Annotated in this window: 11 protein-coding genes and 1 pseudogene; 8 read left to right on the top strand and 4 right to left on the bottom strand. The window is 46.2% G+C overall.

Annotation, left to right across the window (positions count from 1 at the left end):
* Nucleotides 1-112: 112 nt before the first annotated feature.
* The 6 genes from CHM34_RS00915 to CHM34_RS20025 all read left to right on the top strand — a co-directional run bounded on the left by CHM34_RS00915 (nt 113) and on the right by CHM34_RS20025 (nt 5388).
* Nucleotides 113-757 (top strand): GNAT family N-acetyltransferase, encoded by a 645-nt coding sequence (locus CHM34_RS00915; protein WP_094262702.1) that lies wholly within the window; start codon nt 113-115, stop codon nt 755-757.
* A 264-nt stretch (nt 758-1021) separates the two neighbouring features.
* Complete coding sequence (locus CHM34_RS00910) at nt 1022-1747, top strand: ABC transporter ATP-binding protein (protein ID WP_094262701.1); 726 nt, start codon at nt 1022-1024, stop codon at nt 1745-1747.
* Nucleotides 1710-4178 carry an FtsX-like permease family protein gene (locus CHM34_RS00905; RefSeq protein WP_094262700.1) on the top strand — a complete coding sequence of 823 codons (2469 nt, stop codon included), beginning with the start codon at nt 1710-1712 and terminating at the stop codon, nt 4176-4178. Before CHM34_RS00910 ends, CHM34_RS00905 begins: the two co-directional genes overlap by 38 nt.
* Nucleotides 4179-4288: 110 nt before the next feature.
* Entirely contained in the window at nt 4289-4798 is a 510-nt protein-coding gene (locus CHM34_RS00900; protein WP_094262699.1) for a PadR family transcriptional regulator, read from the top strand.
* Between the two features lie 176 nt (nt 4799-4974).
* Nucleotides 4975-5124, top strand: a complete 150-nt coding sequence (locus tag CHM34_RS19720) for a carboxymuconolactone decarboxylase family protein (RefSeq protein WP_240511803.1) — start codon at nt 4975-4977, stop codon at nt 5122-5124.
* A 9-nt stretch (nt 5125-5133) separates the two neighbouring features.
* Complete coding sequence (locus tag CHM34_RS20025) at nt 5134-5388, top strand: carboxymuconolactone decarboxylase family protein (RefSeq protein ID WP_338048632.1); 255 nt, start codon at nt 5134-5136, stop codon at nt 5386-5388.
* On the opposite strand, the gene CHM34_RS00890 is transcribed toward CHM34_RS20025, so the two are convergent.
* Together CHM34_RS00890 and fabV are read right to left on the bottom strand one after the other, a co-directional pair.
* Nucleotides 5295-5753 carry a sigma factor gene (locus CHM34_RS00890; RefSeq protein WP_094262698.1) on the bottom strand — a complete coding sequence of 153 codons (459 nt, stop codon included), beginning with the start codon at nt 5751-5753 and terminating at the stop codon, nt 5295-5297. The two genes, CHM34_RS20025 and CHM34_RS00890, sit on opposite strands and share 94 nt — an antisense overlap.
* 234 nt (nt 5754-5987) lie before the next feature.
* A complete protein-coding gene (fabV, locus tag CHM34_RS00885; RefSeq protein ID WP_094262697.1) occupies nt 5988-7178 on the bottom strand; it encodes an enoyl-ACP reductase FabV in 1191 nt (396 codons plus the stop codon).
* Between the two features lie 417 nt (nt 7179-7595).
* Here fabV and CHM34_RS00880 point away from each other — a divergent pair.
* Nucleotides 7596-7911: pseudogene (locus CHM34_RS00880) on the top strand (SDR family NAD(P)-dependent oxidoreductase); the annotation flags it as partial.
* A gap of 477 nt (nt 7912-8388) precedes the next feature.
* On the opposite strand, the gene CHM34_RS00875 reads toward CHM34_RS00880, so the two are convergent.
* The gene (locus CHM34_RS00875) at nt 8389-9351 is read right to left on the bottom strand and encodes a site-specific integrase (protein ID WP_094262696.1); all 963 of its coding nucleotides are present in this window, start codon (nt 9349-9351) and stop codon (nt 8389-8391) included.
* Nucleotides 9352-9677: 326 nt separating this feature from the next.
* Nucleotides 9678-10640, bottom strand: a complete 963-nt coding sequence (locus tag CHM34_RS00870) for a rhamnogalacturonan acetylesterase (protein ID WP_094262695.1) — start codon at nt 10638-10640, stop codon at nt 9678-9680.
* Between the two features lie 722 nt (nt 10641-11362).
* Between CHM34_RS00870 and CHM34_RS00865 the strand changes: the two genes are divergently transcribed.
* The gene (locus tag CHM34_RS00865) at nt 11363-11737 is read left to right on the top strand and encodes a Na-translocating system protein MpsC family protein (RefSeq protein ID WP_094262694.1); all 375 of its coding nucleotides are present in this window, start codon (nt 11363-11365) and stop codon (nt 11735-11737) included.
* The last annotated feature ends 90 nt before the right edge of the window (nt 11738-11827 follow it).

Below are 11827 nucleotides of genomic sequence, written 5' to 3'. Positions count from 1 at the left end.
TAAAATAATAGTATGTCATTTGCGTAAATTACGGATGCAATATATAAATGGTCTGTTTAGTCTAATAAAAGATAAAAAGTTGGGTTAGATCTTTTAGAAAGGGTTGGTTTTGATGAAAGGACATATGGTTCAGATTGCTCCTCTTGAAGATGAAGACTTCAAACTCATGTCTCAATGGTTGCGACCATCAGTGGCTAGTGCTCTTGGAAGTGGAAAACAGGATTTTTTTAGAGCTGATCAATTGAAGGAAGATATCATCAATGATTCGAATACTAACTATGTTACCATTTTAACTCATGACGGAGAAAAAATCGGATTTGTCACATGGAAAAAATTACAATATGAAGGCAGTTATGAATTGGGCGGAATTGTGGGGGATCATCATCTCTGGGACTCCGGTTGTGGAGCAGAAGCAACGGTACTGGTAATGGATCATCTGTTTCAACATAAAAATGCTCATCGAATTCAATTTATCACCGGGCTATTTAACAAGCGAACCATGAGCATGTTAATGAATAATAAAAAAGTTGTCATGGAAGGGATTTTAAGAGATTACAATTTTGTAGACGGGAAGTATTACGATGCTGTGATTTGGTCCGTATTGAGAGATGAATATTATTCGATGGAGGAGTACGGTCAACCTACTACAGTGATCCCCGAACAGGATAAAAAACAAATTGAAGAAGATTTCTATAAATTTTTACAGGAGAATTGGGACTCTCAAATATATAATAAATTAGTACAGGCGCGGCGGTAATCTTTTATTGAGATTCCTGGCAGTGTAACTCCAGGGTTTCTCACGATATAACCTAAATAAAATCTCCCCTGGTATGTGTTAGAGGGGAGATTTTATTGCTAAATTGAAGTAGTGTTGATCATTACTATTTCCATCGCATAGTTGATATAATTTAGAGAAAGGATGAAAATGCATGATTTGACGAGGGGGAGGATTCTCTATAACCTGCTTTTTAAAGCGGATCTTCGTGATATCTATATCGAGTATTAAAGCGGAGGGATTGGGTTGATCACCTTAGAGGGCGTAAGTAAAAAGTATCCGTCAGGAGAAAGACCGGCAGTCGAGGAAGTGGGTCTGCATGTGGAGCCAGGGGAGTTTGTGGCTGTCATGGGACCCAGCGGATCTGGTAAGAGTACACTGTTAAACTTGATAGGAGGACTGGATGTTCCGGATCAAGGTAAAATCAGCATAGATGGGCTGTCTCTTCACAATCTGTTGGAAAAGCGGCGAACGTTGATTAGGCGAAGGAAAATCGGTTATATATTTCAAAATTATAAACTATTGCCTAAATTAAATGTTAGAGAGAATATCGCTTTTCCGATGTCTATGGATCGTTGCCCGCGAGAAGATATACAGATACGTGTGCAACAACTAATCAGTGATTTGGATTTGGAAGGGAAAGAACATTCTTTTCCGGCGGAACTCTCGGGGGGACAACAACAACGGGTAGCCATTGCCCGAGCCTTGGCGATGCAACCGAGAGTGATACTGGCCGATGAACCTACAGGAAACTTGGACTATCGCCGCAGTTACGAGGTGCTGGAGATCTTATCGCGGCTTCATCGGAAAGAGAGACTAACCATCGTCATGGTAACCCACGATCTGTCCGTGGCAGGATGCGCGGAGAGGGTTCTTTTGTTGGAGGACGGGTGCATCAAATCGGATATCCGACAGACGGAGGTGAATTTACAGCGTGCTCTGGAAGATTTCCTGGCGAAACTTCAGACGTAAACCTCTCCGACGCTTTCTTACCCTGCTGGGAATCGCTGTCGGTGTCGCTTCCCTTTTCGCTGTACTAAACAGTGTGGAAAGAACCGATCAGCTGATTCGTGAAAAAACAGAAGAGTCTTTGGGGGATTCCGACTTATTGGTCCATCCTACAGATGGACTCTTTCCAGAAGAAGTGTTATCTGAGATCAAAGAGATTTCCGGTATCCATGATGCTGTTGGAGTGATCCAGCAACCGGCTCAACTGCAGTTTTCCGGGCAGGAGGAAATTTCGTTAGCGGCGCAGTCGGTTCAGTTAATCGGTTTTAGTCATTTGGACTCATCCTTGATTCCTTTGGAAGTGATACAAGGGCAATTGGGTACATCCGGATTAATTATTCCTGAAACCACCGCTAAGGTGTGGAATGTAAGCCCGGGAGATCAACTAACTCTGAAGGTTAGCGGACAGCCATACACCGTGCCGGTAGCAGCAGTCGTGCGAGACATTTTATTTTTAAAAGGGCCTGGAAGCTGGGAGGAGGCTAGCAGCAGGAGTTGGCGGGTTGCATTATCGGTTAATCAATTGGAACAATTCACTCCTAACCAAGGATCACTCCAGGAAATTCGCTTGAAGGTGGCCTCCGAAAAAACGGAAGTCATTCAAAAAAAGCTGGAGGAGCAGTTTAGACAAGAAAATTGGCCCGTCTATGCGGAACCGGTATTGGTGGATCCTCGACAAAGCAATCGGTTGGATGAGTTATATCTTCTATTGGTTGCTATAGGTGGAACCGCTCTGTTCATTAGTTGCTTGATCCTGTTCCAAACCTTTTATACCAGTGTAACCGAGCGGGAGCGAGAATTTGCTGTCATGAAATCTCTGGGAGCCACGCCCGATCAGATTCGGGGAATCGTTTTGCGGGAAGCCGTCCTTTTGTCCGGATTGGGAACGCTTATTGGAATTTTCCCGGGAATCTGGATGGCTACGATCTTACAACGAGGGATTTTTCGCTCGTTCCAGACGGAAATCGACTATGAACTGCAATTGGGGATGGCGTTGCCGATTGCGTTGATTTTAGGGGTTTTACTTCCGGTGATCGCTGCTCTGCTCCCGGTGCAACGTGCCAGTGGTGTCAGCGTGACGGCGGTACTCGTTCAACGCAGGATGGAGCGAACGGTTCGGATTTCAAAATGGCGATCTCCGGTTGGATTCGTTTTATTGGGAGCCTCTTTGACTGGTCACCTCTGGTCATACTTCCTTGCGATCCTGGGAGCCTTTTTGCTATTACCTTTGTTTTTAAGAGGGATTAGCCGATTGATCAGGGGGCTTTTGCGACAATGGCCGGAAAGTCAAGTGGCTTGCCGAAACGTTCTTCATCGGATTCATCGTTCCTCCAATATGGCGGCCGTTCTTACATTGGGAGTCGCTCTATCGCTGATGATGTCATCCGCTTTTGAGCATCAAAAAACATTTATAGATCAGGATATTGCAACGACTTTCGGTGGTGAATTGCTTGTTGAATCGTTAAAACCCATCCAGGAGAAGGACCTGAAAACCATGCGGCAAATGGATGGTGTCCAAGATGTTTCCAGTATGAGGGGGGCATCTGTCAGATGGCGATCTGCTGATCGTTTGCATCAGATGAAGGTACTGGGAGTGGATCCGGAATGGCAACGGTCTCATCCCTTATTCACGATAGAAAAAGGCGGATCACAGGAATGGGATCTCAATAGCTCCAGGAGTATTTTGCTGGGGGACTATGCTTTTCAGAAATGGGGAGGAAATGTCGGAGAATCTATCATTCTTGAAACACCATCGGGGCGAAAGAACTTTCGTGTCGACGGAGTTGTTAAAACGCAGTTTGACGGCGGTTATGTCGGGTTTGTGGCGGAGGAACGGATGAAAAATGAATTGGGCGTTCAAACTACTGTTCGAAGCTTAGTGGCATTGGAGGAAGGAAGTAGTCAACAGAAAGTGAAAGAGTCACTTCTCCATGAGATGGGGGATCGTCTAACTCAGGTACGAACCTTGGAAGAGGAGATACGCTGGCAACGGCGTATCTTTCCAGGTCTCTCTCTCCTCTTTGCGGGATTGTTGGCGGTCACTCTCACTACAGCGGGGATTGGTATCGTCAATCTCTTGATGATCAGTGTGACAGAACGATTGCAAGAGTACGGAACGATGCGGGCTCTCGGGGCCAGTCGTGCTCAAGTGTACGGAATGGTTCTTGGAGAGGGTGCTGTCATCGGGATGACCGGGATCGTGATTGGATCGGCTTTGGGGCTCTGGTTGATCGGCCTCAATGTCCTCTCGGATGAGGTGAATATGTCCTTTCTGATTCCTTGGCCTGAATGGCTGATTACGTGTCTCACCAGCGGTCTGGTTACTATTTTCGCTACCTGGATTCCGACTCTCCATGCCGGACGGGTCGATTTACAGGAATCCATTCACAGTTGAACGGCAATGTTTTTCAAGGGAGAGAGGTTTGCAATGTATCTTCCCTAGAGTATAATTCATCCGTCGGGGTCCAGCCCCAAGTATAGGACGGTGGAACTGAGGAAAGAACGATGTCTGTGAAGCATGCTATATTAACCTTGCTGTATCAAAGAGAGCGGCATGGGTACGAAATCAAAACTAAATTTGAAAGTATGGTGCATGGCCAATGGCCCCTAAACACCGGACAAGTTTACACGACATTGGATCGCTTGACGCGGGACGGATTGGTGAAGCCTCTGACAGAAGAGAGTAGGGACCGTAAAGAGTACCGACTTACGGAGGCCGGCCGAGAGGAGTTACACCGGTGGCTGCTGGAACCGGTAGAACGTTCACTTTTGAAAGATGCTTTTTTCTTTAAGCTCCTCTGTGCACAAGAAATCGATTTTCGGCAAGAGGCAGAGATGCTGAACCGACAACGGGCGTCCTTGGTTTATCACATGATGCAACTGCGCCAGTTACATGCCCGTCTCGATCCCGAACGGCACCGTTCCATGATTTATCTGGTGGAAGGGGGCATTCTTCATCTGGAAGCGGATATGAAGTGGGTAGAGATGTTGTTGGGAGAGATCCAGGAGTCATAACATCGAAAAATTCCACCGAAGGCAAGACATCCTAATAGCATTAGGATGTCTTGCCTTCGGTCTTTTTCAAGCCGTTTGTTTCCGCCGACATTTTGACAAAGTATTACTGTCACAATTCGAAGCTCTCGTCTGTCTTATTTATGAAGTACCAAATCAAAAGACGGGGGAGATAAACGATGGAACTCCGAATGAATTACCGAAACGCCAATTCCGAAGCTTTCAAAACAATGCTCTTGCTCGAGCAGTCTATCAAGAATAGCGGCCTGGGCCATCAGCTGTATGGATTGATCAAGCTCCGCGCTTCGCAGATCAACGGCTGTTCCTAGTGCATTGACATGCATGCCAAAGAGTTGCTCCGGATGGGCGAGAGCACGGACCGGATTCTATTGCTGCCCGTATGGCGGGAAGTACCGATCTACTCGGAGGCGGAACGTACCGTGCTTGAGTTGACCGAATATGTGACGAAGCTGTCGGAAACCGGCGTACCCAGCAACGTTTACGATCGCGTGCGCACCCATTTCGATGAAAAGCAAATCGTCGATTCCGCGATGTCACGGTATTCGAATCCGAGCGTTTCCTTCAAAATATAAATAGACCGCTCAAGCGGCGTTAACTGTTGCATCAGCACAAGATAGGCGTAGCCGATCATTTCGCGGCGTTCCGCAGGATCGGGAGATCCTCCGTCCGGGGTTAAATCCGGCAGCGGTTCGGGCAACCAAGAACCCGTGTAGGTCTCACGCCGACGGCCCGCCGAATGCAGTAGGTTGATGCAGCGGTTGACGGTCATTTTCGTCAAATACGCTTTCTGATCCGCTATTTTACCCGCATCCAGCTGCATGAACTGCGCGAATACGTCCTGCACGATGTCTTCCGCATCGGCTGCAATGCCCAGCATCCGGTAAGCGAGACCGAACAGCATGGATTTGTATTGCGTGTAGACTTGATCCAGCGACATTTTGAAACCTCCTGTTTATAGATTCAGGTCTCGCTAAAGATGACAAATGAATGCTGACATTTGTGACATTCTCCAATTAGGTAACAAAAAGTATCAATGAGAGGGATTTGAAAGTACAAACCCCACAGTTTGAGTCAAACTGTGGGGTTTGTACTTTCAAATATTCGGGGTTGAACAATCTAAAAACAGGTGACCCATCTCCCTTAAAAGGAGATGGGTTTTTGTGAATCAACGTCAACCTTTCAGGCTGGCGATTGCCACTTCGGTATCCACATCCTGCTCATAGTCGATTCCGTCGAACTGAAAACCGAAGAGGCGGAAGAAATCGGTACGGTATCCGACCAAGTCGGACAGTTGGTTGATATTATCGGTATTCACTTCTTTCCACAATCGGTTGACGGTCTCCTGGATTTCGTCTTTCATTTCCCGGTCATCCATCCGGATCCGTCCTTCTCGATCGACGGGGGTGTCTTCGGCATACAGCCGGTCTGCAAACAGGCGATGCATCTGTTCAATACATCCTTCGTGCAAATTCTTTTCCTTCATCACCTTAAACAGCAGAGCCATATATAGCGGAACAACGGGGATGGCGGAGCTGGACTGGGTGACCAGGGCTTTGTTGACAGATATGTAGGCCCGTCCGTTCAGATTCCGGAGCTGATCCCGAAGTTCCCGGGCGGTTGCTTCCAGATGGTCTTTGGCTTTGCCGATCGTTCCTTCCCGGTAGACAGCATGGGTGATCTCCGGACCGATGTAGGAATAGGAGATGGTGGTTGCTCCGGGGGCCAGCAAATCCGCCTCCTGCAAAGCATCGATCCACATTTTCCAATCCTCACCGCCCATGACGGCCACCGTATGCCGGATTTCCTCTTCAGTGGCGGGTTCGATGGTGATTTCAGATACGTCGCCGGTGTGAAAGTCGACCGTTTTGTTGGTGAACGGCTCCCCAACGGGCTTGATTACCGAAGAGAATTTTTCGCCAGTGATAGGATGAACTCGTTTCGGTGATGCCAGGCTGTAAACCACGAGATCCACCTGTCCCAAATCCTGGCGGATGAGATCCATGGTTTGACGCTTGATGTCCTGCGAAAAGGCGTCGCCGTTAATGGTTTTGGCGTACAAGCCTTCCTTGTGAGCGGCTTCTTCAAAGGCTGCTGTGTTGTACCATCCGGCGGTGGCGGTCCGTTTACCCGAAGCGGGTCTCTCGAAGCAGACACCGATGGTGGAGGCTCCGGCGCCAAAAGCAGAGGTTATTCGGGAAGCCAGTCCGTAGCCGGTGGAAGATCCAATCACCAGGACACGCTTGGGTCCCTCGATGGACGGTTGGCTTTTCACATATTCGATCTGTTTCGCCACATGGTGTGCACAACCGGCCGGATGTGCCGTTGTGCAGATAAATCCTTTAAACTTTGGTTTTACGATCATATCGTTCGCCCTCCAAACAGCTTCTTAGACTCCTACTAGTATACCAGTCTAAGCCTCGCGACTAAAGTCGTGGCCACTTCCGATCTCCTTTTTACCGTTCGCCGCTATACTACATGGATTATGGATGTTTAGACATATTTTAGAGACAAAGACGCAGCGTATAGATCTTAATAAAGATGGTCGTTTATGGTACTGTATAGTCAAACGTTGTAAAATGATTCCCTGAACAGATGCCGCTACCCGGTCTTCCGGGAGCTTTAAAAGTTACGGAGGCACGCGTCACGAAATCTATAAACCGAGACAGTCTAGAGGCTATGATCCGAGCTTTTTTTGCTAAACTACGGCACGTCGAGTATGAACTCCGAACCGGTTGGCCTTGATACCAATCATTCGCTATCCAGTACAAGGAGGTATTTGATGAAACTGCAAGGTCAAGTAGCAGTCGTCACAGGAGCAGCATCCGGTATGGGAAAAGCCATTGCGGAATTGTATGCAAAAGAAGGGGCAAAAGTGGTTTTAGCTGATCTTCATGTTGAAGGTGCAGAAACCGTCAAAGAAGAAATCGCCAGTCATGGAGGAAAAGCTAAGGTGGTAAAAGTCAATGTAACAAAATTGGGATATCGAGAACATGATTGACACAGCGGTAAAAGAATATGGAACGTTAGACATACTTGTTAATAATGCCGGTATTTCGGATAGTAGTGTGGAACCAAACATAATAACGGAGGACTGGAAGCGGGGATGCCGAATGGTTATCCCCGCTTTGCTGTTACTTACTCAGATAGCGATTCCCCCTAGCTGTCGTCGTTAGATTCATTGTAACTTCTTGATTCTGTGCCTTAGCAGATGTGATCCGGTCAATTTAAGGCACCCCTAAGGTAACAAAATCATTCTTTTGTTACCTTAGGGGTGGGGGGTTGATCGTAATCAAGCAAGGGTTTTATGCTCTGAAGTACATAAAACTTTCGAATCTGAACAACTGGCGAGTATTTGTTAATCGCTTTTCAATCTTGACCATTTAAGATGACATAAAATTGATTCAGTCGCTGCAGATATTCTTTAAATGAATTTTCTTTCTTGTATACCTTACTGAAAGAAAATTCATTATCGTTCTAAATATTCAAAAATCTAATCCCGTCAGTTGGAGGTGGCTTTCCCACCTCCTTTTTATAAAAAGGGAAAACTTGATTCTATTCGTTGAACTAAACTTCTACAATCCAATATCCGAAGCGGCGTTGTCATTGAACAGTTCCCCGTCCCGTATGTATCGCCGAACCATATTCGTTGACTTATGCCGGGTTTGTTTCATAATGGCCCGTTCATCCTTGCCGGCCATGGCGGCAGAGGTGGCGATTCCGGAACGGAGACTGTGACCGGCGAAACGTTTCGGGTCCAGCCCAACCCGCTCTACCGATTTTTTCACAATTAATGCAACCGAGCGATCCGTCATGCGTCGGTTTCGGACCTGACCGTGTCGGTTAATCGGTCGAAAAACGGGGCCGGCGGTGATATCCGCCGTACGCACCCATGACTCCAGCGCCCGTACCGGGCAGGTTTCAGGGCGGGAGCCACGGGGAATTCCCACCTTTTCCCCTCTTCCGTCCTGGTCCGTCTTGGAACGTCGGAGCAGAATCACCATTCCGCGGGGGATCGTCTGTATATCTTCCCAGTCGATGGAGACCAGTTCCGAACGGCGAAAACCTCCGACAAAACCGACCAACAGCAACGCCCGGTCCCGTTTTCCGGCCAGCGTATCCGGCAAGGCCTCCGCAATTTGACGGAGATCATCGACTAGAATCGGATCCTTTCCTTCCTGATACATTCCCTTGGTCCGCCGGATCCCGGCCCACACGGAACGAACCAGGTAACCGTTCGTCGGCGGGTCGTACTCTGCGGCCTGGTGTGCCTGGCTGATCGCCGACAGTCGACGTTGTAGTGTGGAAGTCTTTCGCCGATCAGCCAAATCGGTCAAATAAAGAGCCACCGTCTGCGGATCAGCGGGCAAGGAAGACACCCCTCTCTCCCGACACCAAGCGTCAAAATCATTCCAATCCGCCCGGTAGCTCTTTGTCGTGTTGCTCGCCTTTGCTTGACGGGTGTAATCTTTCGCCTTTTCCAATACTTCCCGGAATTCCGTGGAGAGTTTGTTGTTGTGTGTAGTTGGATGATTCATATCTCACCTCTCCATTCTTTCATTTCTTTCTTTCATTCTATTAAAACATAAATAAGGAGAGGAAACGATATCCACTTTCTCTTTTCTGAATCATGATTATTCAATTGCGATGAACCAATAAAAGGGAAAACACTTAGGTCCTATACCACTCGATAAAAAATAAAAAGCCCTTAAAACGAAAATTTGAGATCCTATTTATTTCCTTTTAACCCTCAAAAAACACATGCATCTCAAGTGGATTATACGTAATAATATGAATATATAGAGTGATACGGGTGATTAAAAAGGACCAGTGATGGACTGGTCCTTTTCGCTTAGTTCTACTATTATTTTTCTTCTCTCAGCTTTTCGGCCATCTTGATCAGGATATCCGCGTGATCTTGCGATATAAACTTCCCGGCATGGGCTTCAACCTGGTTGATATAGGAATCAAGCTGATGGTCTCGTGCGCTGTAATTCCCCTCTTCATCAGATTTCTTGGCTTCCTGTAATTTTTTCTTCAAAGAACGGGTCAGCCCTTCACCTCCCACAAATGCTTCGCTAAGCTGAGAAAGGCTGTTGTAAGGATCGACGGTGTAATCGGCTAAGGGTGTATGAAGGTTGGCAATCCCTTCGGAGAGAAGGTCAGCAATTCGGACAGCCCCGTATTCCTGAAAATGGGTGTCATCAGCGGCTCCATCAGGGAAAGCCTCATAAATGCCGGGTTCTACATGTAAGAAAATGTCGCGGGTGGCGCCCGGACCAATTTCATTATAAAAATGTCGACTTAAGGTACTCAAGTCGACAAGCAATACATCCAAATCAACAGCGACCTCTTTCATTCCTTCCACATACTCCGGAAAACTAACATTGAATTCACCGGAATCTTTGTTAAAATCACGGCGCCCCACAGGGGTAACTAAAACGGGGATCCCGTCCCGTTGGCGCACTCCTTCCACAAAATCCTTCAGGTATTCCTTGTATTCATCCACCGGTGTATAACGTTCCGGAATCCATTCGGTAGCATCGTTATGGCCGAATTGGATCAGCAAATAATCATCCGGCCTTATTTCGCGTAAAATCGTATCCATTCGTCCCTCATTGTAGAAGGTTTTCGTACTCCTGCCACCTATCGCATGATTCTGAACCGACACATCCGGATGAAAAAAGTATGGGAGCATCTGTCCCCAGCCTGCTTGTGGTTTCCAATACCCGCTGTATGTTTGGGCCGTTGAATCACTCGCTATATAAATGGTTGGATGGTTGCCCTTTTTTTCCGAAGGCAATGCTGTAATGGTCAAAGCATTCATTTTAGGGTTTCCCCCTGTTAGTTCAATGGTTAATTGACCGTCAACTTGAGTTTCATTTAAGTGACACGCTCCCTAAAAATTAATTGAGTTGAAAAAATCGGAGCTCCTCTACCGTAACCACACCAGGTACAAAGACATTCGTAACATTATTTGGGTATTTGGATTATTGTGTGGAAAACACGTGTTAACTAATTGCGTGTTTATCAAGTCATAAGTCGGAAAATCGCGCGGAAGTACCGAATAAATTTTTATTAGATAACACCCTTTGAGTCACCTTCAAAAATTTTATTGGTAGAATCAATTCACCCTTCAAAACAGTTATTATTCCTCCTGACTGATGAGAGAACAACTACACTAATTCGGATTCTAATAATGTCTTAAGTTATCGAGTCGATACAAGAACTCTACAGCCTCCTTCCTGTTTACCTTTTCATGCTGTAGAGATAATCCTACAATATTCATAGACGTACCTCATCTTGATAGTTCAGCATTGACAGGATAAACAGCAATGGCTATAATATACATCAACATAATCCGTCAGATTAGTAATGGTGGCCTCTTCTTTAATCGTACTTTAGCAGGCAGTTAATTTTTATTTTAATTGACTGTGTGAAAAAGTACTGAACGATTGAGGCTAAGATTATGATAAGACGGTATATTTCATTTTCCCATTCTATATAGGGAAAAGAAATGTACCGTCTTTTTTTCGGGAGGCAGTAATATTGGACAATACAAAATGGACAAAAGGATCATTGGAAGCTGAGATAAGTAAATCTTTAACGAAATGGGAAAAAGATTATTTAGGACGAGGTTCCGTGTCGGTAAAAACAGATATTCTCAGGGATATGGTTGTTGTTTCTTTAAATGGAATTCTTACACCTGCCGAATACAAACTTTGTGACACAAAAGAAGGATTATTGTCGGTAAAAAAAATTCGTTCTGATCTAGTGGAATCTGGTCGAGAAAAACTGGGCCAACTGATAGAGGATTTGACCGGTGAAGAAATGCTGAGTCTTCACACGGATATTAGTACGCGCACCGGTGAACGAATCATGATTTTTAAATTATCAAGTGATTTGCAAAAGAAATTGTCATAAAAGCAACGGGAGATCTTCAAAACATGAAAAATGGGTTGAAGGTAAACCGGTATCATTCAAGCCAATGGATGGAACATACACCATTGGTTG

It is taken from the genome of Paludifilum halophilum, from assembly GCF_002245355.1.
Taxonomy (GTDB): domain Bacteria; phylum Bacillota; class Bacilli; order Thermoactinomycetales; family DSM-45169; genus Paludifilum; species Paludifilum halophilum.
Note: the sequence above shows the minus strand (reverse complement) of the source record. Positions and strands in the feature narration are given on the sequence as shown.